At 35.9% G+C, this 24,811-nt stretch carries 21 protein-coding genes; 9 read left to right on the top strand and 12 right to left on the bottom strand.

All coding sequences use genetic code 11. The annotated features are described in order from the left end of the window. Positions 1 to 2: 2 nt before the first annotated feature. Together sufB and JQC67_RS04185 are read right to left on the bottom strand one after the other, a co-directional pair. Positions 3 to 1,448, bottom strand: coding sequence for a Fe-S cluster assembly protein SufB (gene sufB / locus JQC67_RS04190; RefSeq protein ID WP_203251607.1), 1,446 nt, complete (start codon positions 1,446 to 1,448; stop codon positions 3 to 5). A gap of 40 nt (positions 1,449 to 1,488) precedes the next feature. Beyond that, the gene (locus tag JQC67_RS04185) at positions 1,489 to 1,818 is read right to left on the bottom strand and encodes a HesB/IscA family protein (protein WP_203251606.1); all 330 of its coding nucleotides are present in this window, start codon (positions 1,816 to 1,818) and stop codon (positions 1,489 to 1,491) included. A 229-nt stretch (positions 1,819 to 2,047) separates the two neighbouring features. On the opposite strand from JQC67_RS04185, the gene JQC67_RS04180 reads away from it, so the two are divergent. After that, positions 2,048 to 2,929 carry a glycosyltransferase family protein gene (locus tag JQC67_RS04180; RefSeq protein ID WP_203251605.1) on the top strand — a complete coding sequence of 294 codons (882 nt, stop codon included), beginning with the start codon at positions 2,048 to 2,050 and terminating at the stop codon, positions 2,927 to 2,929. A 4-nt stretch (positions 2,930 to 2,933) separates the two neighbouring features. Here the strand turns inward: JQC67_RS04180 and JQC67_RS04175 are convergent, their stop codons facing one another. Next, positions 2,934 to 4,280, bottom strand: coding sequence for a hypothetical protein (locus JQC67_RS04175; RefSeq protein ID WP_203251604.1), 1,347 nt, complete (start codon positions 4,278 to 4,280; stop codon positions 2,934 to 2,936). Continuing rightward, on the bottom strand, positions 4,280 to 5,509 hold the full coding sequence (locus tag JQC67_RS04170; protein WP_203251603.1) for a choice-of-anchor B family protein: 1,230 nt from the start codon (positions 5,507 to 5,509) through the stop codon (positions 4,280 to 4,282). Before JQC67_RS04170 ends, JQC67_RS04175 begins: the two co-directional genes overlap by 1 nt. Positions 5,510 to 5,708: 199 nt before the next feature. Here JQC67_RS04170 and JQC67_RS04165 point away from each other — a divergent pair, with 199 nt between their 5' ends. Continuing rightward, on the top strand, positions 5,709 to 7,166 hold the full coding sequence (locus JQC67_RS04165; RefSeq protein ID WP_203251602.1) for a Gfo/Idh/MocA family protein: 1,458 nt from the start codon (positions 5,709 to 5,711) through the stop codon (positions 7,164 to 7,166). Positions 7,167 to 7,257: 91 nt separating this feature from the next. Next, entirely contained in the window at positions 7,258 to 8,307 is a 1,050-nt protein-coding gene (gene thiL, locus JQC67_RS04160; RefSeq protein WP_203251601.1) for a thiamine-phosphate kinase, read from the top strand. Between the two features lie 1,108 nt (positions 8,308 to 9,415). Here thiL and JQC67_RS04150 read toward each other — a convergent pair. The 3 genes from JQC67_RS04150 to JQC67_RS04140 form a co-directional block, all read right to left on the bottom strand. After that, positions 9,416 to 10,714 (bottom strand): aminopeptidase P family protein, encoded by a 1,299-nt coding sequence (locus JQC67_RS04150; protein ID WP_203251599.1) that lies wholly within the window; start codon positions 10,712 to 10,714, stop codon positions 9,416 to 9,418. A 68-nt stretch (positions 10,715 to 10,782) separates the two neighbouring features. Further along, positions 10,783 to 11,361, bottom strand: a complete 579-nt coding sequence (locus tag JQC67_RS04145; protein ID WP_238934468.1) for a peptidylprolyl isomerase — start codon at positions 11,359 to 11,361, stop codon at positions 10,783 to 10,785. Positions 11,362 to 11,461: 100 nt separating this feature from the next. Continuing rightward, on the bottom strand, positions 11,462 to 11,761 hold the full coding sequence (locus JQC67_RS04140; RefSeq protein ID WP_203251598.1) for a hypothetical protein: 300 nt from the start codon (positions 11,759 to 11,761) through the stop codon (positions 11,462 to 11,464). Positions 11,762 to 12,318: 557 nt separating this feature from the next. Here JQC67_RS04140 and JQC67_RS04135 point away from each other — a divergent pair. Together JQC67_RS04135 and JQC67_RS04130 are read left to right on the top strand one after the other, a co-directional pair. Then, a complete protein-coding gene (locus JQC67_RS04135) occupies positions 12,319 to 13,275 on the top strand; it encodes a ThuA domain-containing protein (protein WP_203251597.1) in 957 nt (318 codons plus the stop codon). Positions 13,276 to 13,282: 7 nt separating this feature from the next. Further along, on the top strand, positions 13,283 to 13,669 hold the full coding sequence (locus tag JQC67_RS04130) for a DUF2721 domain-containing protein (RefSeq protein ID WP_203251596.1): 387 nt from the start codon (positions 13,283 to 13,285) through the stop codon (positions 13,667 to 13,669). A gap of 209 nt (positions 13,670 to 13,878) precedes the next feature. On the opposite strand, the gene JQC67_RS04125 is transcribed toward JQC67_RS04130, so the two are convergent. Then, positions 13,879 to 14,853 carry a succinylglutamate desuccinylase/aspartoacylase family protein gene (locus JQC67_RS04125; RefSeq protein ID WP_203251595.1) on the bottom strand — a complete coding sequence of 325 codons (975 nt, stop codon included), beginning with the start codon at positions 14,851 to 14,853 and terminating at the stop codon, positions 13,879 to 13,881. Continuing rightward, on the bottom strand, positions 14,831 to 15,721 hold the full coding sequence (locus JQC67_RS04120) for a RimK family alpha-L-glutamate ligase (protein WP_203251594.1): 891 nt from the start codon (positions 15,719 to 15,721) through the stop codon (positions 14,831 to 14,833). The genes JQC67_RS04125 and JQC67_RS04120 overlap by 23 nt, the downstream gene beginning before the upstream one ends. Positions 15,722 to 15,899: 178 nt before the next feature. Between JQC67_RS04120 and JQC67_RS04115 the strand changes: the two genes are divergently transcribed. The 4 genes from JQC67_RS04115 (at position 15,900) to JQC67_RS04100 (ending at position 20,612) form a co-directional block, all read left to right on the top strand. Further along, positions 15,900 to 16,562, top strand: coding sequence for a succinate dehydrogenase cytochrome b subunit (locus JQC67_RS04115; RefSeq protein WP_203251593.1), 663 nt, complete (start codon positions 15,900 to 15,902; stop codon positions 16,560 to 16,562). A gap of 9 nt (positions 16,563 to 16,571) precedes the next feature. Further along, positions 16,572 to 18,584 carry a fumarate reductase/succinate dehydrogenase flavoprotein subunit gene (locus JQC67_RS04110; protein WP_203251592.1) on the top strand — a complete coding sequence of 671 codons (2,013 nt, stop codon included), beginning with the start codon at positions 16,572 to 16,574 and terminating at the stop codon, positions 18,582 to 18,584. A gap of 12 nt (positions 18,585 to 18,596) precedes the next feature. Then, a complete protein-coding gene (locus tag JQC67_RS04105; RefSeq protein WP_203251591.1) occupies positions 18,597 to 19,343 on the top strand; it encodes a succinate dehydrogenase/fumarate reductase iron-sulfur subunit in 747 nt (248 codons plus the stop codon). A gap of 111 nt (positions 19,344 to 19,454) precedes the next feature. Continuing rightward, positions 19,455 to 20,612 (top strand): methionine aminotransferase, encoded by a 1,158-nt coding sequence (locus JQC67_RS04100; RefSeq protein WP_203251590.1) that lies wholly within the window; start codon positions 19,455 to 19,457, stop codon positions 20,610 to 20,612. A gap of 400 nt (positions 20,613 to 21,012) precedes the next feature. Here JQC67_RS04100 and JQC67_RS04095 read toward each other — a convergent pair whose 3' ends face one another. From JQC67_RS04095 to JQC67_RS04085, 3 genes are all read right to left on the bottom strand, one after another. After that, entirely contained in the window at positions 21,013 to 21,666 is a 654-nt protein-coding gene (locus JQC67_RS04095) for a CoA transferase subunit B (protein ID WP_203251589.1), read from the bottom strand. 35 nt (positions 21,667 to 21,701) lie between these two features. Further along, on the bottom strand, positions 21,702 to 22,403 hold the full coding sequence (locus tag JQC67_RS04090) for a CoA transferase subunit A (RefSeq protein WP_203251588.1): 702 nt from the start codon (positions 22,401 to 22,403) through the stop codon (positions 21,702 to 21,704). Between the two features lie 62 nt (positions 22,404 to 22,465). Next, a complete protein-coding gene (locus JQC67_RS04085) occupies positions 22,466 to 24,811 on the bottom strand; it encodes a penicillin-binding protein 1A (RefSeq protein ID WP_203251587.1) in 2,346 nt (781 codons plus the stop codon).

Genomic DNA, 24,811 nt, shown 5'->3' with positions numbered 1-24,811 from the left:
TGCTAGCCTACAGAACCTTCTAAGCTTATTTCTAATAATTTTTGCGCCTCAACAGCAAACTCCATCGGTAATTTATTTAGTACTTCCTTACTAAAACCATTAACTATTAATGCGATTGCTTTTTCAGTCTCTATACCTCTTTGATTACAATAGAAAATCTGGTCTTCACCAATTTTACTGGTAGTAGCCTCATGCTCAATTTGCGCTGTTTTGTTTTTCACTTCAATGTATGGAAAAGTATGTGCGCCGCACTCATTACCCATTAACAAAGAATCACATTGCGAAAAATTTCTAGCATTTTCAGCCCTACTGTTGATTTGCACCAAACCACGATAGCTGTTTTGAGATTTACCAGCAGAAATACCTTTTGAGATTATAGTGCTTCTTGTATTCTTACCAAGATGTACCATTTTAGTACCTGTATCTGCTTGTTGATAATTATTGGTGACTGCAATTGAATAGAATTCCCCAATAGAGTTATCGCCTTTCAAAATACATGAAGGATATTTCCAAGTAACAGCAGATCCAGTTTCAACCTGCGTCCAAGAAATTTTAGCATTATTCTCGCACAAACCTCTTTTCGTTACAAAATTATAAACTCCACCTTTACCCTCTTTATTACCAGGGTACCAATTCTGTACCGTTGAGTATTTTATTTCAGCATCATCTAAAGCAATTAACTCTACTACGGCAGCATGTAATTGATTTTCATCTCTAGAGGGCGCCGTGCATCCTTCTAAATAACTTACATAACTACCTTTATCTGCTACAACAAGCGTACGCTCAAATTGACCCGTACCACCTTCATTAATTCTAAAGTACGTAGAAAGCTCCATTGGGCAACGCACTCCTTTAGGAATATAACAGAAAGACCCATCTGTAAATACAGCCGAATTAAGTGCTGCATAAAAGTTGTCTTTCTTAGGCACTATGGTACCCATATATTTCTTTACTAAATCTGGATGCTTTTGAATTGCCTCAGAAATAGGCATAAAAATAATGCCCTTTTCTGCTAGTGTTTTTTGAAAAGTAGTTGCAACAGAAACAGAATCTACTACTATATCTACAGCAACGTTTTGCAACTTCTTTTGCTCATCTACAGAAATACCCAGTTTACGATACATCTCAAGCAATTCTGGATCTACATCGTTTAAAGTTTTGTTAGGGTCTGCCTTTTTTGGAGCAGAATAATAACTTATGGCCTGAAAATCTGGTTTTTCATAGTGAACATTAGCCCATTCTGGTTCTTCCATTTCTTGCCAAGCACGAAACGCATCAATACGCCAATCGGTCATCCATTGCGGTTCATTCTTTTTCTTAGAAATAGCAACTACAATATCCTCGTTCAGACCTTTTGGTAAAGTATCTGACTTTAAATCAGTGTAGAAACCATATTCATATTCTTTAGTCTCTAATTCTTTTTTTAATTCCTCTTCAGTATACGCCATAAATTTTCAATACGTTAATTGACAATTAGCAATTAACAATTTATAATGAAAAACTCTCACCACATCCGCAGGTTCGCTGCGCATTTGGGTTATTAAATACAAAGCCTTTACCATTAAGCCCACCTGAATAATCTAAAGTGGTACCCACTAGGTATAAAAAGCTTTTTTTATCTACTACTATGCGCACGTCATTGTCTTCAAAAACTTTATCAGTTTCATTCAGTTGTTTGTCAAAATCTAACTCATATGACAAACCACTACAACCGCCGCTTTTAACGCCAACTCGCACATAGTCTTTTGAAGCATCATAACCACCTTCGGTCATAAGACTTACTACTCTATTTTTTGCTGTTTCTGAAACTTGTATCATTATCTGGTATGATTCTAAATAGCTTACAAATATAGTTTATTAGTAGGGTTTTACCGCATTTACTTACATTATAATAATGCATGTGATTATAGACTTTCTCTATATAAATAACTTGTGTTTTAATTCCCTGAACCAGTAGCTGTATTTTACTCTTACTAATGACCATCTACTACCCCTTCAAATTCAAGTAAATTTGAGTATTTTTGAGCACTCTCATTAATAATTCTCCATGAAAATAGCTGGATTCTCTTTTGTTAAAAACGCAGTTCTATACCAATACCCTATTGTTGAAGCTATTCGTTCAATTCTTCCATTATGTGATGAATTTGTTATTGCTGTAGGGGAATGCGAAGACGGCACACTTGAGTTAATACAAAACATGAATGAACCTAAGCTCAAAATCATTGAAACCGTTTGGGATGAAAATATAAATAACGAAGTACATGTTTTAGCTGCTGAAACAAACAAAGCTTTTGAACAAATTTCAGAAGATATGGATTGGGCGTTCTACATACAAGGTGATGAGGTTGTTCATGAAAAATACCTTGACACCATTAAGGCTAACATGTTAAAATACAAGGATAATACTAAGGTCGACGGACTACTTTTCAACTATTTACATTTTTATGGTTCTTATGATTATGTGGGCACTTCATCTAATTGGTACTCACATGAAATAAGAGTAGTGAAGAACAAACCAAATATTTATTCGCATGGCGATGCGCAGGGTTTTCGAAAAAACGATAATGAAAAACTAAAAGTTAAACCTATTGACGCCTACATTTATCATTATGGGTGGACCCGCGAACCTGAAGCCTTAAAAAGAAAACAAACCAATTTTTACTCACTTTATAAAGGTGAGTTTGGAAAGCCTAAAGATTTTGATAAATCTTCAGTAGTATTTGAATACGAACATTTTGTGAATGCGGTTGAGCGTTTTCAAGGCACACACCCAAAAGCGGTAGCCAAATTGATAGAAAAAAGAAATTGGCAGTTTGACTATGATATTACAATGAGTAGAAAAAGCTTAAAAGACAAGACTAAAGAATTTCTAAAAAAGTATTTGGGTATCAATGCCTATTATACTAATTACATTATTTCAAAAGATTAGTGTGTTACTTTATTTTAATAAGTACCGCATCAGTCATACCTTTATTTGATACGCCAGGAAAATCTTGACTTAATGTTTCACCAACAAGCATTATACTACCATCTTGATTTTCAATTACATCAAAACCATAATCTAAGTCAGTACCGCCTATTGATTTTTGCCATTCTAGCTGACCATTCGCATCAGTACGAATAGCCCAAATATCATTTTCGCCAGCATTTTCAATAGCATCACCATCTGTACTTTTAGAATTTCCAATAATCATAAATCCGTTATCCGCTGTTAAACACAACTCTTCAGCCAATTCAAAACGAGAACCTCCAAATGAATTTTCCCATTGTAGCTCCCCTTCATCATTTAATTTAATCATCCAAATATCAGATTCGCCATTGTTCTTACCAACATCTAAATCTGCACTTATGGTTTGCCCCGTAATAGCATATCCACCATCATGGGTATTCACAATGTCATAAGCACGATCAATGCCGCTACCGCCATACGCATGCTCCCAAATAAAACCTCCATTTTGGTCAATTTTTACTATCCAAAAATCATAACTACCCCTGTTAATTGTAATATCAAAATCATTACTCTCAGTGAAACCCGCTAAAACAAAACCACCGTCATTTGATTTTACCACACCGTAAGACCTATCATTATTACTTCCCCCAAAATACTTACGCCATTCAACATTACCATTTGCATCAAGTTTGGTTCCCCAAAATTCACCAACACCATGCCTTGTGAGTAGTTCGCCCTTTTCTGCATAACCATCTTCTCGAGCAGCAGTAATATCTAAAAATCCTGTAAAAAACAACCCGCCATCATCGGTCTGAATTATATCATAAGAATGATCGTGACCTGAAAAACCAAAACTCTTTTCCCATAAAATAGTCCCTTGACTATCTAGGCGAATAATCCAATTATCATGAAAACCTTCGTTATTACTGCCATCACCGTCAGCGCTTTGAGCATAACCAGTTAGCACATATCCGCCATCGCTAGTTTGCATAATACTTTGACCAATGTCTTCACCACTTCCGCCATAGGTTTTACTCCATTGTAAGTCCCCTAATGCATCTAATTTTAATACCCAATAATCTACAACAGGATTGGTTTTATCGGAGATATCACCATCGGTACTATTGCTAAAGCCTAGAATAGCAAATCCTCCATCATTTGTTGAAATTATTGATCTTGCGGTATCTGTACCTGAGCCACCATAACTCTTAATAAACTCTATTTCCCCTAAAAAAATAGGTTCAGAAGAATTTATATCTTCATTGAATTCAGCATCTTTTGAACATGAAAACAGTACCAAAAATAAAAAGGAGTAAAGGAGTTTTTTCATCAATTCGATTTCTTGACTACAAACAAACCTCGGTCTATATCACTTATCAGAATCTTACCACTTGAGAAGTACGGATAAACACTCCACACCCCATTAAAAGCAGCATTGTCAGTATTTGGATGCGAATCGAAATAACCTACTTCAACAATATTTTTATCTTCAATATTCGAAATATCAAGTACGCGTAAACCCGCAGTGTAATTGGCTAGAAAAAATTCATTTCCCAAAACATACCCGTTATGATCTATTGCCGCAGTAGGACCTAAATATGTGTCATGCAAAACTGGGTTGTCTAAATCTGAAAAGTCAAAAATTAAGGTGCGAGAATTAAATCCGAAATTTGTCTCATCAGTTTCATCACCTAAAATAAAATACTTTTGATCTTCAGTAAACCAACCTTGATGGGTATAGCTAAAATTATCATAAGTAATAGTGCTAATCTCTTGAGGATTATCTTTATCGGTAACATCAATAATTGCTACTCGATCTTCATTGGCACCTATATAAATTTCTTTACCCGTATAATCTGAATCTGGCCCAATATAACTTATAACCTGAGCATCATGAGTATACCCATTTACTGCATGACCACCTGCAGCCATTGGCTGTTTTGGATTCTGAATATTTACAAAATGCCCTCCACCGCCAAAAGTTGAGGTTCCAACCGCATAGGCAAAACCAGATTCTTCATTAATAACAATATTATGTGCATTTCCGAATTCTGTATAATTGACATCAGCATCAAATGTCTGAGGCGGACTTGTTACATCCCGTAGACGTGTGAGATCAAAAACTTGCATGCCGTGATTTCTTGCTTCAGATACTATGAACGCATGATTCTGATAAACTTTTACATCTCGCCAAGAAATAGCAACAGTGGCAGTAGGCAATTTGCCGATATAGACTAAATTCTCATCATCGGTAATATCTACAAATGCAGTACCGTTATCAAGGCCCATTATAGCATATTCTTTTCCGGTATCGGGATCCGTCCAACCCCAACAATCATTTCCCTTTGCTGCATCAAAATTTGCAAGGGTAATGTTGCCTACCTGATCATAACCATCGCAAGGGTAAACTCCGGCAAGTCCGTTTTCACAAGGCACCATACCTGTTTGCTCAACGGGAATAATATCATTTTCGTTTTCTGATTCTAAAATGATAGCATCATCATTTGAACAGCCCACAATTATTTGAACAAAAAACGCAAGTAACATACATTTTTTCATAGCGTAAATATTTCTTTTTCATTATAAAGATACTGTTTTAACAAGTTTAAATACCTTATAATCTTGTCAAGATTCTATCATATTAGTAGTAAATAGCACAAAAATCTATCACATATTTAAACTATTTTAGCAATTGTGAGAATTCAAACTAATAATATACCTTAATCTTTACTGATTAAATCAACTAACAAATTGCATTATGAGTAAGAAGTATAGCAAATTAAAAAATGATTCGCGCCGTAAATTTTTGAAAAATACCGGATTGGCGTCAGCCGGATTTATGATTGTACCTCGGCATGTATTAGGTGGCCCAGGTTTTGTTGCCCCTAGTGACACTTTAAATATCGCTAGTATTGGTGCAGGAGGAAAAGGAAGAAGTGACATGAATTCCTTTGCCGAAAGCCCAAACGTGCGTATCGTATCAATGTGTGATGTTGACGACAGACAGGCTATAGAATCAAGAAAAAATTTCCCAAAAGCTAGTTATTACAAAGACTTTAGAACAATGCTCGATGCTGAAAAAGACAATATCGATGCTGTTTCTGTATCTACTCCAGATCATAATCATGCTGTTGCTGCATATAAAGCAATGGAAATGGGTAAGCATGTTTATGTACAAAAACCCTTAACTCATGATATTTGGGAAGCAAGAATGCTTACCGAAGCCGCTGCAAAATTTAAAGTAGTAACCCAAATGGGTAACCAAGGTGGGTCTGGTGATGGGGTTCGAAAAATGAAAGAGATTTATGATACCGGAATTATTGGTGATGTACATACTGTAAAATGCTGGACTAACCGTGCTATCTGGCCACAGGCGTTAGAAACACCAACAAAAAAGAATAAAATACCGAAAGGTCTTGATTGGAATTTATGGCTAGGCACAGCAGAAATGCGTGATTATAATGATGCTTACTTACCATTTGATTGGCGTGGCTGGTCTGACTTTGGCACAGGTGCCTTAGGTGATATGGCTTGCCATATTATGGATCCAATTTATAGAATCCTTCCTATATTATATCCAAGCTCTGTTGAATGCAGCGTATCAGATTCATTTAAAGGTAAATTTGAAACTGCTAATTATCCAAAGAGTTTTCCTAATTCAAGTAAAATACATTTAAACTACCAAAGAACTGATGGTATGGGTAATGTAAAAGTTACTTGGATGGATGGTGGATTAATAGCCGAACGACCAGAAGAAATGGGCGATGATGAGCCTATGGGCAACTGGGATGGTGGCGTTCTATTTATTGGTGATAAAGGAAAATTATTAGCTGATTGTTATGGTGCCAACCCAAGGTTACTTCCATTAACCTTAAATGAGCAATTTGAAGTAGAAGAAACTATTAAACGTGTACCGGAAGGCCATTATTTACAATGGGTAAATGCATGTATGGCAGGTTACGGAAACGCAGAAACTAGTTCTTCTTTTGATTATGCTGGTCCGTTTACTGAAAGTATTTTGATCGGAAACTTAGCATTAAAATCATATTTTGAAATTGACCCAACAGCTGAAAACAAAGGCTTCTGGGGTGGCGGATCAATGTATCACGGTAGAAAACGTTTACTTTGGGATGCTGAAAATATGAAAGTTACCAATTTTGAACCTGCTAATAAATATGTAAAACGTACTTACAGGGATGGTTATTCTGTAGGATAGAAATTAACAATATCATTTCTAAAAAACCGAGACTTTAAAGTCCCGGTTTTTTTATGCTCATTATTTTGCATATACTGCTTACTTTTGCCAAATGTTAGAAGATAAAAATCAAGAGCGTACTTCATTGGAGCAATTAGGTGAATTCGGACTAATAGAACACCTGACCCAACATTTTTCAATTGAACAAAAATCTACTATTAAAGGTATTGGTGATGATGCCGCTGTTCTTGACTTTGGAACAAAAAAAGCAATAATTAGTACTGATTTACTTGTTGAAGGCATACATTTTGACCTCAGCTATATGCCACTAAAACATCTGGGCTATAAAGCAGTGATGGTAAACCTTTCTGATATTTATGCCATGAATGCTGAAGCTACTCAAATTACAGTTTCTATTGCAGCATCAAATCGATTTCCAGCAGAAGCACTTGAAGAATTGTATGCCGGAATTCATCAAGCTTGTAAAACTTTCGGAGTTGATTTGATTGGCGGTGACACTACTTCTTCACTTACTGGTTTACTGATTAGCATTACCGCAATTGGTGAAGCATCCGAAGAAAAAATAACCTATAGAGATAAAGCAAAACCAAATGATTTACTTGTAGTTTCTGGTGATCTTGGTGGTGCTTATATGGGCCTACAAGTTTTAGATAGAGAAAAAGAAGTGTTTAAGGTAAACCCCAACAATCAGCCTGATTTAGAACCGTATACTTACATTGTTGAGAGGCAATTGAAACCTGAGGCTCGAAAAGATATTGTCAAACTTCTAAATGAGCTAGAGGTTTTACCGACAGCAATGATTGATATAAGTGACGGACTCTCTTCAGAGATTCTTCATTTATGTAAAAACAGTGCAGTTGGTTGTAATTTATTTGAAGAAAAAATTCCGCTTGACCCAACTGTTATTGCTGCTTGCGAAGAATTTCAAGTAGACAGTACTATGATTGCTCTCAGCGGAGGTGAAGATTACGAATTGCTCTTCACAATTGACCAGAATGATTTTAATAAAATAAAAGGAAACCCAAGTTTAACTGTTATTGGCCATATGACTGAACCTTCTGAAGGGTCTCATTTAATAACTAGAGCCAATACTAAAATACCACTATCTGCGCAGGGTTGGAATTCATTTAATAAGTCTTAAAATATATCTTGTAAAAACAAAAACCTCGACTTTAGAAGTCGAGGTTTAACTGCTGTTAGGCAGTTGCAAAATAACCAGATAATTGAACTTTAGTTACTGCATAAAAATGCAGTATTCGGTAAAAATATTCCCGAAAATCAAGGGCATTTCCCATATATGACGGTTGTGGGGCGAACGACGGTCAAGAAGAAGGGCGCTTACTTAAATTTCCAGGAATATAACTAGAATCTTCTCTAAAAATAGATGAGATTATTATTGCCATAACATAACTAGGCTACCTGTTGCTGTGAAGCCTGATGTCTTTTTCTGTAAATACTTTCTAAGGTGTGATTAATGTCTTGAAGTTCTGGTGTAAGGGTTGATAAATTACCACTTACATCTGTAGTGACTTCTCTTTCACAGTGAATGCATTTGTACTCTTTAATGTGCAGTGTAACTTTTTTGGAGACAGAGTAGTGATGTCCAAAAATGCTGCAAAATAACTTTTTCATGCTAAGTAGGTTTTGGTTACTAATTCATCATTGGGGATGCTAAACTAGTTGCTTAAAAATGTATTAAACCTTTCGATTTTGAAATACTTTTATAGAACGCATGTATACTTCTTTTTATTGGCTCTAGAAGTTCAATATTGTTGCTTTTTCGATGAACGACATTTTATTCGATGAACAACTCATTTTTAGGGGTAAAATAGACAGATAAAATGATTTTTGTAAATCAACTGGTAAATCAGTCACATAAACTCTGTTCTTGGACGATGAAATTTTGCGTTATCGTTCAATCAACGATGCATTTCACTCCATACTTTTAATTCTGAAGAAAAAAAGCTTCACTTTCAAGGTAGATTCTGGTTCTAATTAAAACTTGCAATTAGCTTATACCTATTTATCGTTTTCACTAATGAAAGACATCAAAAGGATTGACATATAATAAGGTTGTGTTATGAATGTAGATATTCTGAAAAATGTTCTTGTTTTAAAAGCTCCCAATCTTTCACTAGACTATATATCATATCAGTCTTCTCCGCTTGCAGCTATATAATTGTTTCTAACTACGCCTTCTTTAAGTGCATATAATTTTTCAATTGCAGCAATTCGATATTCATTAGCAATTAATTTGCACTATTCATCAACTGTTCAATCTCATCAGCTTCTATTGGAATATTCGCCATTAAATTGAAAGGCTCACCTTGCTCTTGAATCACAACGTCATCTTCAAGTCGAACACCCATTTGCTCATCAGGAATATAAATACCTGGCTCAACAGTAAAAACCATATTGGCTTTCATTGGCGTTTTTAGCTCACCGTAATCGTGTGTATTTAAACCAATATGATGACTTGTACCGTGCATGAAGTATTTCTTGTAGGCAGGCCATTCTGCATTTTCATTTTGAACATCAGCTTTATCAAGTAAACCTAAACCTAACAATTCAGAAGTCATTATTTTACCACATTCTTTATGGTAATCTGCCCAAATAGTACCGGGCACTAACATCTTTGTTGCCTCATTTTTTACACGAAGCACTGCGTTATACACATCTTTTTGGCGCTTGGTAAAAGTACCATTGACGGGTATGGTTCGTGTTAAGTCACTTGAGTAGTTCGCGTACTCTGCTGCAACGTCCATTAAGAGTAAATCACCATCTTTACATTGTTTGTTATTTTCAAGATAATGTAGCACATTGGCATTAGCTCCAGAAGCTATAATAGGTGAATAAGCAAAACCTTTTGAACGGTTTCGAATAAACTCGTGTAGCAATTCAGCCTCTATTTCGTATTCCCAAACGCCTGGTTTTACAAAACCTAGTAATCTTCGAAACCCCTTTTCAGTAATGTTACAAGCAGTTTGCATCAGTTCAATTTCCTCGGGTTCTTTTACGCCTCTAATTTTTTGTAAAATAGGATTGCTTCTAGCAACTTGATGTGCAGGAAAACCGCTCTTCACTTTTTCAATAAAACGGGCTTCTCTTGTTTGTGTTTCTACCGCCTGTCGATAATGCTCGTTTGTATTTAAATAAATGGTTTCTGCTTCGGTCATTAAGTCAAAGAAGATTTTATCAAAATCAGATAACCAATAAATTGTTTCAATACCTGAGACCTCAGTAGCTTTTTCTTTAGTCAATTTTTCGCCTTCCCAAATAGCAATATGCTCGTTTGTCTCTCGAACAAAAAGCACCTCTCTATGTTTCGTTGTATTCGCCTCAGGAAAAATCACCAAAATAGTTTCTTCTTGATCCGCACCACTCAAATAAAATATATCTCTATGCTGTTCAAACGGCAATGTGCTGTCTGCACTAATCGGATAAATATCATTTGAATTAAATACCGCAATGCTCTTCGGCTTCATTTGTGACATGAATTTTTTGCGATTCTTTTTGAAAAGGCTGTTCGAGATTATATCGTATTTCATAGTGCTATATTCTTAACTCCAAAATTAAGAAAACAAAAGCGCTCTATAGAATTATATGTTAGGTAGAATTAATTCTTAAAATCAGGATACAACTTACTGAGTTCAACCTCATCAAGCAAGATGATATTTATATCTAAGGATATTGGAACCATTGGTTCATCTTTTGGGTCACGATTTACAGCAACAATCGTATCAACTATATCCATACCTTTTATAACTTTTCCGAATACCGTGTAATCTCCATCTAAACGATGTTCACCTTCTTTATTTTGTACGATATAAAATTGACAACGGGCAGAAAGCTTACCTGGATTATCATCTCTACCTGCACCCAGAGCACCATAAGCATGCCGAAGCTTATCATTAAATTCAGGTTCTAATAAATACTTGGGATCCTTAAATCCGTCAGGTGTATCTGGGCAACCACCTTGCGCCACGAAATCAGGAATTACACGATTGAAAGTCAAAGAATCCCAATATCCATCTTTTGCTAATTGTATAAAACTAGCTTTGTGATTTGGTGTTTCATCATGCAACCAAACTAAAACCTCACCAAACGATGTTTTTATTTGTCCTATTTCATATGTATTCTGAGCTACACAAGAGCCTAATACTGATATCATTAAAAGTGAAAATAAAGCTCTCATAGAAGTACTATTTATATAATTCAAATATAGTTTTTTCAGAAAAGGCATAAAAAAACCCCAACATTACAGATGGGGTTTCTTTAATTATATTATAATTAGGTTATTTAGCCATCGCATTTTTAATTGCTCCGACAATAGCCATTACTACACCACCACCAACACCACCACCTGCGACGCTACCAAGCAAACTAGCAACATCTAAACCTCCTTCAGCACCAGCCGCAGCCGCACCTCCTACGCCAAGCATTCCTAAAAGTGAACCGCCTACTCCGCCGCCCAGAATACCTGCGATAGAATTACCAACTGTGCCCAGTGATAAATTCTTTAGTAATTTTCCGGCTACGTTTCCGCCTAAAGCACCGGAAACTAATTGAATGATTAATGGTAAATACTCTTCCATTTTTTAGTTATTTAATTGGTTAATGTTGAATAATTTAACACTTTTTTGATCAATATGCCAATATTGATAATATAATTTTATCAACTTGAAAATTTTAGGAGTTATAATTATGAGGGCTGAGTAGTTGATAATTATGCAAACCCAGAAAAACCGATTTACTAAAAGGATATTATGTTGCTGAAATATTTGGCAATGGAAAAACAAAACCAATAACCTTTGAAATCGAATAAATTTGGAGATTGGTTCGCATAATAATACACCAAATAGTTTCTTCTAATTAAAAATTAAATCACGCCTCTACGTGGTATTCACCCCTAAAGGATTAGCGAGCTTATTTTTTAAAACTGCTGAATACATTTATAGCAAATGGCCTTCGAATTCAAATTAGATTATTGCTACATTTTGAAGTTTTGGGTGAAAAATATAAAAACAACGATTCTCGCTCAGAAGAAGAGGTCTGGATTCCTATTAAACCACTTTAATTGTGTTTATAAGGAATAAACCCTAAATTAGAAATTCCTTTTAAATATTTTACGTTTAAAAATCTAAAGAACAGAATGAAAAATAAGATTAAAATATTAGTGCTGAGTCTTACTGTTTTAGCCACTATGGTTGTGACCGCTCAAGAGAAAAAACAGATAATTAAAACATTAATTGTAGATGGTCAAAACAACCATGTACAATGGCCAAAAATTACCCATTTACTTAAAGAACAAATGGAAGCTACGGGTTTATTTACTGTTGATGTAGCTCGATCAGCCTATACATGGCAAGGCAAAGAATTTATTTCTGAGTATCCAATTGACGGATTACCAACTACTATTGCCTTAGAAAAACCTAAAACTGATCAAGATTTTAATCCAGATTTTTCAAAATATGACCTAGTTATTTCAAACTTTGGATGGAACGCTGCACCTTGGCCAGAGGCAACTCAAAAGAACTTTGAGAAATTCATTGCTGAAGGTGGTGGCTTAGTTGTTTTTCATGCAGCAGATAATTCATTTCCAAAATGGGAAGCATATAATAAAATGATTGGCTTAGGCGGATGGGGTGATCGCACTGAAAAGGATGGCCCTTATGTTTATTACAACGATGCTGGTGAATTGATTAGAGATAATTCTCCAGGTAAGGGAGGTTCACACGGCCCTGAATTAGAATATCAAATTAAAATACGAAATACAGAGCACCCAATTACAAAAGGCATGCCCGAAGTTTGGATGCATACAAAGGACGAGCTTTATAACAGCTTAAGAGGGCCAGCGGAAAACATGGAAATTATTGCGACCGCCTATGCCGAACCTACAAGCAGACATGAACCTGCTTTAATGGTTTTAAACTATGGCGATGGTCGTGTTTTTCATAATATTATGGGTCACATTGATTACTCTGTAGCCTGTGTTGGGTTTTTAACTTCAATGCTACGTGGTGCTGAATGGGCGGCTACTGGTGAGGTAACTCAGGCTATTCCGGACGATTTCCCTACGGCTAATAAGTCTAGTTCAAAAAAGTTTTAAACCAGAAATGGAATTAACACTTAGCATTCCTGCTTTACTATTTCCGGCTATTTCATTAACGATGTTGGCGTACAATGCCCGTTACTTGGCAATAGCAGCGCTTATTCGTCAATTACACCAAAAGTATCAAGAAACAGAATCTGCCTCAATACGCCTACAAGTCAAAAAACTCAACAGACGATTAACCATAATTAAGAATATGCAGGCTAGCGCTATTGCAAGCTTTTTGCTTGCCGTAATCACAATGGCGTTAATTTATTTGCAGTTTTCATATTGGGCTAATTTAGTTTTTGGAGTTAGCCTTTTAGCGCTAATGATATCTTTAGTTTTAAGCTTAATAGAAGTGCAAATTTCCACAAAAGCTCTGGCTATTCAATTAAAGGATATGGAATAGTGCGTAAAAACCACAACCGACCGAACAGTTTGTTTTTGTATTTCTTTTAAAGAGGTTGCTATTTCATAATTCGGTTTTGAAACCCCAAAAAATCGGTTAAAAGCATAAAACAGGGTAGTCTACTTTTAAAAGCTAAAGTTACAAACTAGATGGTCTAAAAATAGTAGAACTATACATTCATAAATGGTACTTTATTTTATAAATAAGCTCTACAAAGAGGCCATACCTACATGAAAAAGAGCCTCGCCTTGATTGACAACAGCTTGATGGTTCACACAACAGATAAAACCATTAAAAGGCGCTTTAATTTGTTTCGTTCTTTTAGCAAAAGTATCAGTAACAATGCCTAATACTTGCCCTTTTCTAATTTCACTTCCGTTGGTGATTTTAGGAATAAACATTCCCGCAGTTGGCGCACGAAGCCATTTTCTATTGGTTAAGTGAATTGTTTTATTTCGCTCAACTTTTGCGGGCTCTACACTTAAAATCATTTCCATATGCTTCATCACATTAAGAACACCTTGTATACCCTCAAGAATTGAATATTCATCAAAACGCATGCTCTCACCTGCTTCAAAAACAATAGTAGGTTTGTTCGATCGATACGTAGCATTTCGAAATGACCCTTTAATTAATTTGGATGAGAATGAAATTGGAGCATTAAAAATTTCCGCAAGCTCTGCGCTTTGAGCATCTTCTGCAGTATATCGTATTTGCGGAAAATTGTGTCGCTGCCCTCCACCTGTGTGCAAATCAATTCCAAAATCGATTTGATGCATAACCTCAGCAACATAGTGATACGCAATACGGCTTGCCATAGAACCTGTTTTGGTACCGGGAAAACTGCGATTAACATCTTTACCATCTGGCACATCTCGTGAATAATGAATAAATCCGAAAATATTGAGAATTGGCACTGCAATTACTGCTCCTTTCACCACATTAAACCGCTTTTCGGCCAACATACGACGTACTATTTCAATGCCATTAATTTCATCACCATGTAAACCGGCTTGAACTAGAAGTGTAGGACCAGGTTTTTTACTGTTGAATACGTAAACGGGAATATCAATCAAAGTTCCGGTAGGAAGGCGATCAATGGTGATTTTTAATAGTTTACTTTCTCCTGGTGATACATTTTCTCCACCTATGGTAATTGTTTTATTTTCCTCTTTTACGTCCATTTCGCTCTACGTAGTATATTATCTCTTTTGCAATATTGACTCCTGTTGCCGCCTCAATACCCTGTAAACCTGGAGAAGCATTTACCTCAATAAGTAGAGGCCCGTTTTTTGACCGTATCAAATCAACACCTGCTACGCCCAAATCCAACTGCTTAACAGCTTTTAATGCAATTAATTGTTCTTCTCTTGTTGGTTTTATCTCCTCTGCATCACCACCGCGGTGCACATTAGATCGAAATTCACCAACAGCACTCAAACGCTTCATACTGGCAACTATTTTATCACCAACCACAAAAATTCTAATATCTTCACCGTTACTTTCGGCTATATATTTTTGGATGAGAATACTAGTATCTAACTTATAAAAAGTGTCTATAATTGATTTGGCTGATTTTTCAGTTTCCGCCAAAATCACACCCAAACCATGAGTGCCTTCTTGTAATTTTATTATAACCGGAGCGCCTCCTAAAAATCTAATTTGCTCTTCAATATTATCAGGATTAATTGAAAATAAGGTTTCAGGTATCGGAATTCCATTTTTGGCCATTATCTGCAGCGTGCGAACTTTGTTTCTAGCACGATTAATACCTAAGGCACCTGCAGTACTAAAAACACCATTCATCTCAAACTGCTCAACTATAGAAGCTCCGTGTTTGGTAACTTTTGCACCAATTCTGGGTATTATAGCATCAAACTCTTCTGAAATGTTCTCTTCGCGTAAATATATATGAGGTTTGCCATCCCCTAATTTCACGGAACATTTTGTGTGATCTATCTGCTCAATATAATGACCACGATTCTCTGCTTCATCAGCAATTCTCTTCGTAGAATACACATTCATACTGACGGAAAGTAGTCCGATATCCATGGAAAAATAGATTTGTATTTAGCTGATGTTTTAAAATATGAAGATCGTTCAAAAATATTACAAAGCCAATATCCGATACTTTATTCTTTAAACTCCTTCTAAATACTGCACTAAAAGTGATTAAAACTTGGTAATAACTTACCCTTGACTTACTTTTGATAAGCTAAAATTTTAACAAATGAGTGGATTGATAAAATCTTCAATAGCCCGCAAAGTAGTGATGGCACTTTCCGGACTTTTTCTGGTCTTCTTTTTAGGTCAACATTTATTCATCAATTTAACCGCAATTATTGACCCCGACACGTTTAACACCTTGTCGCATTTTATGGGATACAACCCATTGGTTCAATTTATTTTACAGCCCGTGCTTATTGCTGGCGTGGTTATACATTTTATTATGGGTTTTGTGTTAGAACTACAAAACAAAAAAGCTAGAGGCGTAAAGTATGCAAAATATGGTGGTAGCACCAATGCGTCTTGGGCTTCAAGAAATATGCTTATTTCAGGTGCGGTTATACTTGCCTTTCTTGGATTGCATTTATATGATTTTTGGTTTCCAGAAATGGCATATAAATACATTGAAAGCAACCCAGAAGATGCTACACGCTATTTTCCAGAACTAGCTCACAAATTTCATAGCCCTGTAAGAACTGGTGTATATTGTTTAGCATTTGTTTTACTTATGCTACACTTATGGCATGGTTTCTCATCAGCTTTTCAAAGCATGGGAGTGAACAACAAATACTCAACAGGACTTAGAAAATTTACACAGATATACGCAATAGTCATTCCATTAGGGTTTATTGTAATTGCTTTATGCCTTCATTTCAGTCACTTATAAAAAATACGCATGGCTTTAGATTCTAAAATACCAAAGGGTCCATTAAAAGATAAATGGACAGATTATAAAAATCATATCGACCTAGTAAATCCGGCAAACAAGCGTAATATAGATGTTATTGTTGTTGGTACTGGGTTAGCTGGTGGTTCTGCTTGTGCAACATTAGCAGAATTAGGCTATAACGTAAAAGCATTTGCTTATCAAGATTCACCACGTAGAGCGCATTCAATTGCAGCACAAGGTGGAATTAATGCCGCAAAAAATTATCAAGGAGACGGCGATTCTTCATATCGTTTATTTTATGACACCGTAAAAGGTGGTGATTACCGTTCTCGTGAGGCTAACGTTTATCGTTTAGCTGAGGTTTCTTCTAATATTATTGACCAATGTGTAGCACAGGGGGTTCCCTTTGCACGTGATTACGGTGGGCTACTTGATAACCGTTCTTTTGGCGGGGTTTTAGTTTCTAGAACGTTTTATGCTAAAGGACAAACAGGCCAACAATTATTATTAGGTGCATATTCTGCTATGAACCGTCAAATTGCACGTGGTAAGATTGAAATGTTCAATCGTCATGAAATGTTAGACGTTGTAAAAGTAGATGGTAAAGCAAGAGGAATTATTGCTCGTAATTTAATTACTGGTGAAATTGAACGCCATTCAGCACATGCTGTAGTAATTGCTTCAGGCGGATACGGAAATGTTTATTTCTTATCTACTAATGCCATGGGATCTAATGCAACTGCTGCATGGAAAATTCATAAAAAAGGAGCGTATTTCGCAAATCCTTGTTATACTCAAATTCATCCTACTTGCATACCACGTTCAGGTGATTATCAGTCTAAATTAACATTGATGTCAGAATCATTGCGTAATGACGGACGTATTTGGGTACCTAAGAACATAGAAGATGTAATGGCAATTAGAGAGGGTCGTAAAAAACCCACTGATTTGTCTGAAGAAGAAAGAGATTATTACTTAGAAAGACGTTACCCAGCTTTTGGAAACTTAGTGCCACGTGACGTTGCTTCAAGAGCTGCTAAAGAACGTTGTGATGCAGGTTACGGTGTAAACGCTACTGGTGAAGCTGTATACTTAGATTTTAAATCAGCTATTGCTCGTTACGGAAAAGAGCAGGCAAAATTAAATCATATTACAAATCCTTCGGAAGCAAAAATATACGAATTAGGGCAAGCTATAGTAGAAGCAAAATATGGCAACCTATTTCAAATGTATGAGAAAATTGTAGATGAAGACCCCTATAAAACTCCGATGATGATTTATCCAGCAACACACTATACTATGGGTGGTGTTTGGGTAGATTATAACTTAATGACAACAGTTGATGGCTTATACTGTATTGGCGAAGCCAATTTCTCAGATCATGGTGCAAATAGACTTGGCGCCTCTGCTTTAATGCAAGGTTTAGCTGATGGATATTTTGTATTGCCTTATACTATTGGTAATTACTTATCTAATGATATTAGAACTGGTAAAATACCAACCGATACTAAGGAGTTTGAAGAAGCTGAAAATGAAGTAAAAGAACGCATCAACTTTTTTATAAATAATAAGGGAGAACATTCTGTTGACTACTACCACAAGAAATTAGGTAAAATTATGTGGGAGAAATGTGGAATGTCTAGAAACGCTGAAGGCTTGAAAGAAGCGATGGCAGAAATTAAAGCTTTACGTGAAGATTTCTGGAAGAATGTTAAGGTACCTGGTACTGAAAACGAAATGAACCCTGAACTAGAAAAAGCTGGCAGAGTAGCTGATTTCTTAGAACTAGGTGAATTGTTTGCCAAGGATGCTTTAAACAGAAATGAATCTTGTGGAGGGCATTTTAGAGAAGAGTCTGTTGAATTAGATGGCTTACAAAAAGGTGAAGCAAAACGTAATGATAAAGATTATGCATACGTAGCTGCTTGGGAATACAAAGGAGAACCTGCTGCAGCTGTTTTACACAAAGAAGAGCTAGAGTTTAACGATATTGAATTAAAACAACGTTCATACAAATAAAGGAAAGACATCATGAACTTAACGTTAAAAATATGGCGACAAAAAGACGCCAACGCTAAAGGAAAAATGGTTGACTATAAAGTAACCGATATTTCTGAACATATGTCATTTCTAGAGATGATGGATGTTTTAAACGAACAGTTAGTTAATACCGGCGAAGAACCTGTAGCTTTTGATCACGATTGTAGGGAAGGTATTTGCGGTATGTGCTCAATGTATATAAACGGAAAACCACATGGCCCAGACAAAGGCGTAACTACTTGTCAGTTACACATGCGAATGTTTAAAGATGGCGATACTATAGTTATAGAACCTTTTAGAGCTGTAGCCTTTCCTGTAATTAAAGATTTAGTAGTAGACAGAAGTTCTTTTGAACGTATACAACAGTCTGGCGGTTTTATCTCAGTAAACACTTCTGGGAATACTCAAGATGCAAATGCAATTCCTATTGCAAAAGAAGCAGCAGATAAAGCGATGGATGCTGCTACTTGTATTGGATGTGGCGCTTGTGTTGCTGCATGTAAAAATGCCAGCGCAATGCTATTTACTTCTGCAAAAGTTTCACAATACGCCTTATTACCACAAGGCCAGGTAGAAGCTGTAGAGCGTGTACAAAATATGGTACGTCAAATGGATTTAGAAGGTTTTGGAAACTGTACCAATACCGGTGCTTGCGAAGTTGAATGCCCAAAAGGTATTTCATTAGAAAATATAGCAAGAATGAATCGTGAATATTTAAGCGCTAGCGTTAAAGGATAATTTATCCAATCAAACTTTTATATAAATCCCAAACTCATTAAGAAGTTTGGGATTTTTTTATTCTGAAAAACTAGTAACTTTAAGCGTCTTTCTAATAGCAGATTTAAAATAATGGATTCGATAAAAAACACTTCTCCTTCTAAATTACCAAATGTAAAAACCACCATCTTCACTACCGTAGGCAATCTTGCTAGAAAACATAATGCAACTGATTTATCACAAGGATTTCCGAACTTTCCTGCTGACCCGGTTTTACTAAACCTTGTATCAAAGGCAATGAAAGAAGGACACAATCAATACGCGCCAATGGAAGGTCATTATCGGCTGCGTGAAATAATTTCTTCTAAAATTGAAACACTACATAACAAAAAATACGACCCCATTAGTGAGATAACCGTAACCGTAGGTGCTACACAAGCAATTTACACGGCAATTACAGCATTTGTTCACAAAGGAGATGAAGTTATAGTTATTAAGCCCGCTTACGATTGCTATGAGCCTGCCATCGAAATTAATGGAGGTATTCCTGTATATGTGCAATTAGAAAGTCCTAATTACACCATTGATTGGCAACTTTTTAAAAAGAAGATAACCAACAAAACTAGAATGGTTATCATTAATACTCCGCATAATCCAACGGGGCGAATTTTTACCAAGGATGACATGCTACAACTACAAGAGATTCTTAAAAATACGAATATCATAGTTGTGAGTGATGAGGTATATGAGCACATAGTTTTTGACGGTCAAGAACATCAAAGTGCTTCTCGTTTTGATAATTTGGCTTCAAGAAGTTTCGTATGCGCCTCTTTTGGAAAAACTTTTCACGTTACTGGCTGGAAAATGGGCTATTGTGCAGCCCCTGCAGAATTAATGCATGAATTTAGAAAAACACACCAATTTGCTGTGTTTTGCGTAGATCATCCTGCACAAAGAGGTATTACAGAATATTTAAAAAATGAACAAAATTACCTTAGCCTAAATAACTTTTATCAAGAGAAACGAGATTACTTTTTATCACGATTAGAAGATTCTAAATTTAAATTTACTCCGTCTCAAGGCACCTATTTTCAACTTTTAGATTATACAGAAATAACTAATGAAACTGATGAAGATTTAGCCAAAAGACTAATAATAAATCAAAAATTGGCAAGTATTGCTATTTCATCATTTAATGAAAACAATCGTCAAGATGGTGTTTTGCGTTTTTGTTTTGCTAAGAAAAAAGAAACCCTAGAGAAAGCATGTGACATATTATGTCAGCTTTGACCATTTCCAAAACTAGATTACTTTTTGCAAATTCATACACTTTAGAGCATTTATAAAACAAAAAAAAGCCATGCTTTGGGGAACATGGCTTTTTTTGTTTAAATTTTGTATTTAAAGCATAAATAGTTTTCGAGTCAATGTTAATAGTCCACTAAAAAAATCATTTTTGTAAACTTGTATTTCTTTCTCTGCACTAACTCGGTTCAATTTAGATCTCATAACGGTAAGTAGGTTTTTTTAAGTCTTCTGATGGTTCAGTTTGGGGATCGACTTTTAATTAATTACAATGTAAATCTACTTTAATATAACCTTACAACTAAATTTATGTTGTCAAATACACCGTAAATGTTGTGAAAAATATGAACGGTAAATTTCTTCGATAACCCGCATCGATGAAAAGCTATATTGCCATTTCTGGCACTTCTGAATCAATAGTCAAATCACCTTCAGTTGCGGCCTTAATCTCATCAACTGATACCCCTGGTGCTCGTTCTAATAGCAAAAACCCATTTTCAGTCACTTCTAATACCGCTAAATTAGTAACTATCTTAGTTACACAACCAACACCAGTTAAGGGCAACGTACATCTCTTAAGAAGTTTTGACACACCTGCCTTATTGGTATGCATCATTGCTACAATAATATTTTCTGCAGACGCAACTAAATCCATAGCACCACCCATACCTTTTACCATTTTTCCTGGAATTTTCCAGTTCGCTATATCACCATTCTCAGCGACCTCCATAGCGCCTAAAATGGTTAAATCAACATGCTTACCTCTAATCATGCCAAAACTAGTAGCTGAATCAAAAAATGAAGCTCCGGGCATTGTTGTAATTGTTTGTTTACCTGCATTAATTATATCAGCATCTTCTTCACCTTCAAAAGGAAAAGGTCCCATACCTAAAACCCCATTTTCACTTTGAAACTCAACATCAATATCATCTTGAACAAAATTAGCAACAAGCGTAGGTATGCCAATACCTAAATTTACATAGTAGCCATCTTTTACTTCTTTTGCTATGCGTTTTGCAATTCCGTTTTTATCTAACATAATTTGAAAATTGTAAGTGTAAAGAATGTTAATTATTACCCTCTTGTTCTAACAGTGCGCTGTTCAATTCTTTTTTCATAATTACTGCCTTGAAAAATACGCTGTACAAATATTCCTGGCACATGAATATTATTTGGATCCAATTCACCTACCGGAACCAATTCTTCAACCTCAGCAACCGTTATCTTTGCCGCACCGCACATGCACGGATTAAAATTTCTTGCTGTACCCTTAAAAACAAGATTACCTGCTGCATCGCCTTTCCAAGCTTTTACAAATGCAAAATCGGCCTTAAAAGCCTCTTCTAAGATGTACATTTTACCATTAAATTCTCTTGATTCTTTACCTTCCGCTACTTCGGTCCCGTATCCTGCAGGTGTATAAAATGCTGGAAAACCTGCTTGTGCCGCTCTACACTTTTCCGCCAACGTGCCTTGAGGAGTTAATTCTACTTCAAGCTCACCACTCAACATTTGGCGTTCAAATTCATCATTCTCGCCAACATAAGAAGAAATCATTTTTTTTATTTGATGCTTTTGCAAAAGCAAACCCAAACCAAAATCATCAACCCCTGCATTATTAGAAATACAGGTAATGTTTTCAATTCCCAATCGCACCAACTCAGTGATTGCATTCTCAGGTATTCCGCACAAACCGAAACCACCCAACATAAATGTCATACCATTTTTGACCCCAGATAGCGCCACTTGAACATTATCTACTTTTTTTGATATCATATCTCAACAATATTGAGATATTAAGGTACGTGTTATTTACTAAAACGGGAAATCTTTTTTAACTAGAAATCTAAATCTTCTAGCTCTTCATCGGGTTGATTATCTTCTGTTTGCTCATTAACTACTTTTGAACAGTCAACCTCAATAGAAAGATTGTCTGGCCTTTCAAAATCTTCTTCAGAAATGCCTAAATCTTTATTCTTATAGTTCTCTTTCATGTATAAACCCCAAATCGGAAGTGCCATTGAAGCCCCCTGACCATAGGTAATAGTTTTGAAATGTATTGATCGATCGTCACCACCAACCCATACACCAGTAACTAAGTTGGGAACCATGCCCATAAACCAACCATCGCTATTGTTTTGCGTAGTTCCTGTTTTACCAGCAATTGGATTTGTAAATGCGTATGGATATCCAGTTATGATTTCATCATACTCTTTTTTCCATTTATTTACTCCGGTAGTACGCAAACGGGTTCCTGATCCACCTTGGGTAACACCCTTCATTAAATCAACCATCGCATAAGCCACATCTTTACTTAAAACATCTTTTGTTTCAGGCACATATTCATAAAGTACAGTTCCGTTTTTATCTTCAATACGTGTAACCATCACAGGCTTCACATAAACACCTTGATTTGCAAACGCACCATAAGCCCCTACCATTTCATATACATTTACCTCAGCTGTACCTAACGCAATTGCAGGTACTTCAAGAATATCTCTTGTTACACCCAAATTCTTAACTATAGACACTACAGATTTAGGACCTACTCTATCCATCAATTGAGCCGTAATGGTATTCTTAGAATTAGCTAAACCTTCTTTAAGCGTATACATATTACCTGAATACCTTCCTTCAGAATTTTTAGGACACCAAGCCTCCATATTACCATGCTTACCCGCTTCAATACAATATTGTGTATCTGGCAACTCATAACAAGGTGACAAACGTAATTGATCTATTGCGGCTGCATAAACAAATGGTTTAAAAGTTGATCCCGCTTGACGTGTACCTTGTATGACATTATCATATTGAAAATGTTTGTAATCAATACCACCTACCCATGCTTTTACATGACCAGTTTGTGGCTCCATTGACATCATTGCCGTTCGTAAAAATGCTTTGTAATAACGGATAGAATCCATCGGAGTCAAAATGGTATCTTTCTCGCGTGTCTCACTCTTCCAATCAAAAACGGTCATTTCAGTTTTTACATCAAACGATGCTCTAATATCTGCTTCAGATTTACCAGCGTCTTTCATCATACGCCATCTATCTGAAGTTTTCATTGCTTGATTCAAAATTTTATCAATCTCTTCTTCTTCTACATCTAAAAATGGAGCTGTTTTATTTCGATCTGGTGTATTCTGATGAAAGAATTCGGCTTGTAGTTTTGCCATGTGAGCTGAAACAGCGTCTTCTGCGTTTTGTTGCATTCTAGAATCTATGGTGGTATAGATTTTTAAACCATCTAAATACAAATTCCACTTGTCTCGCTCACCTTCCATTGCTGGCTTAGGGTTTTTAGCTATCCAACGATTCATAAATCGTTGTAAATTCATTCTGAAATATGTAGCAATTCCTGCACTATGTGATTCAGGATTGTAATTGATATTCATTTCAAGAGCCTGAAGCGAATCTTTCTGACTCTCTGTAATAAAATCATATCGTGCTAATTGAGATATAACTATATTTCTTTTGTTAAGCGTCTGTTCTGGCCGCCTTAATGGATTAAAATAAGATGAGTTCTGTAACATACCTACGAGCATGGCAGATTCCTCAATTTTCAATTGCATTGGCTCTTTACCAAAATATATTCTAGATGCAGAACGAATTCCGTCTGCATTATTTCCGAAATCATAGTTATTCAAATACATTTTTATGATTTCTTCTTTGGTGTAGCTTGTTTCTAAACGAGTTGCTAAAACCCACTCTTTAGCTTTCTGCTTTAATGTTTCAAACTTATTTCTCGACCGTACACCTACAAAAAGTTGACGTGCCAATTGTTGTGATATAGTACTTGCGCCTCCCCTTTTTCCTAGAAAAAATGCCGCCCTCAAAGTTCCGTACCAATCAATACCTGAATGTTCTCTAAACCGAATATCTTCACTTGATAATAATGTATTTACCAAATTCTCAGGCAAATCTTCATAATTTACTGGGGTTCTATTATCGTCTAAATAGAATTTACCCAATAAGTCGCCATCGGAAGAAATAATTTGAGATGCTAAATTTGTTTGTGGATTTTCTAAATACTGGTAGTCTGGCATATCACCAAAAAAGCCCCATGAGGCACTAAGAAAAACAAGTGCGACTAATGCGACACCTGAAATAAACAAAATCCAAAACCACTTGATGAATTTGAAAAAATTGTTGGGCTGTTTTTTTTTAGCTGCTTTTGCCAT

The organism is Aurantibacter crassamenti (assembly GCF_016811105.1).
GTDB classification, from domain to species: Bacteria; Bacteroidota; Bacteroidia; order Flavobacteriales; family Flavobacteriaceae; genus Aurantibacter_A; species Aurantibacter_A crassamenti.
Note: the sequence above shows the minus strand (reverse complement) of the source record. Positions and strands in the feature narration are given on the sequence as shown.

Excerpts from the sequence above, each read along its gene's own strand:
- sufB (WP_203251607.1), bottom strand. The coding sequence starts at position 1,448 with ATGGCGTATACTGAAGAGGAATTAAAAAAAGAATTAGAGACTAAAGAA.
- JQC67_RS04185 (WP_203251606.1), bottom strand. The coding sequence starts at position 1,818 with ATGATACAAGTTTCAGAAACAGCAAAAAATAGAGTAGTAAGTCTTATG.
- JQC67_RS04180 (WP_203251605.1), top strand. The coding sequence starts at position 2,048 with ATGAAAATAGCTGGATTCTCTTTTGTTAAAAACGCAGTTCTATACCAA.
- JQC67_RS04175 (WP_203251604.1), bottom strand. The coding sequence starts at position 4,280 with ATGAAAAAACTCCTTTACTCCTTTTTATTTTTGGTACTGTTTTCATGT.
- JQC67_RS04170 (WP_203251603.1), bottom strand. The coding sequence starts at position 5,509 with ATGAAAAAATGTATGTTACTTGCGTTTTTTGTTCAAATAATTGTGGGC.
- JQC67_RS04165 (WP_203251602.1), top strand. The coding sequence starts at position 5,709 with ATGAGTAAGAAGTATAGCAAATTAAAAAATGATTCGCGCCGTAAATTT.
- thiL (WP_203251601.1), top strand. The coding sequence starts at position 7,258 with ATGTTAGAAGATAAAAATCAAGAGCGTACTTCATTGGAGCAATTAGGT.
- JQC67_RS04150 (WP_203251599.1), bottom strand. The coding sequence starts at position 10,714 with ATGAAATACGATATAATCTCGAACAGCCTTTTCAAAAAGAATCGCAAA.
- JQC67_RS04145 (WP_238934468.1), bottom strand. The coding sequence starts at position 11,361 with ATGAGAGCTTTATTTTCACTTTTAATGATATCAGTATTAGGCTCTTGT.
- JQC67_RS04140 (WP_203251598.1), bottom strand. The coding sequence starts at position 11,761 with ATGGAAGAGTATTTACCATTAATCATTCAATTAGTTTCCGGTGCTTTA.
- JQC67_RS04135 (WP_203251597.1), top strand. The coding sequence starts at position 12,319 with ATGAAAAATAAGATTAAAATATTAGTGCTGAGTCTTACTGTTTTAGCC.
- JQC67_RS04130 (WP_203251596.1), top strand. The coding sequence starts at position 13,283 with ATGGAATTAACACTTAGCATTCCTGCTTTACTATTTCCGGCTATTTCA.
- JQC67_RS04125 (WP_203251595.1), bottom strand. The coding sequence starts at position 14,853 with ATGGACGTAAAAGAGGAAAATAAAACAATTACCATAGGTGGAGAAAAT.
- JQC67_RS04120 (WP_203251594.1), bottom strand. The coding sequence starts at position 15,721 with ATGGATATCGGACTACTTTCCGTCAGTATGAATGTGTATTCTACGAAG.
- JQC67_RS04115 (WP_203251593.1), top strand. The coding sequence starts at position 15,900 with ATGAGTGGATTGATAAAATCTTCAATAGCCCGCAAAGTAGTGATGGCA.
- JQC67_RS04110 (WP_203251592.1), top strand. The coding sequence starts at position 16,572 with ATGGCTTTAGATTCTAAAATACCAAAGGGTCCATTAAAAGATAAATGG.
- JQC67_RS04105 (WP_203251591.1), top strand. The coding sequence starts at position 18,597 with ATGAACTTAACGTTAAAAATATGGCGACAAAAAGACGCCAACGCTAAA.
- JQC67_RS04100 (WP_203251590.1), top strand. The coding sequence starts at position 19,455 with ATGGATTCGATAAAAAACACTTCTCCTTCTAAATTACCAAATGTAAAA.
- JQC67_RS04095 (WP_203251589.1), bottom strand. The coding sequence starts at position 21,666 with ATGTTAGATAAAAACGGAATTGCAAAACGCATAGCAAAAGAAGTAAAA.
- JQC67_RS04090 (WP_203251588.1), bottom strand. The coding sequence starts at position 22,403 with ATGATATCAAAAAAAGTAGATAATGTTCAAGTGGCGCTATCTGGGGTC.
- JQC67_RS04085 (WP_203251587.1), bottom strand. The coding sequence starts at position 24,811 with ATGGCAAAAGCAGCTAAAAAAAAACAGCCCAACAATTTTTTCAAATTC.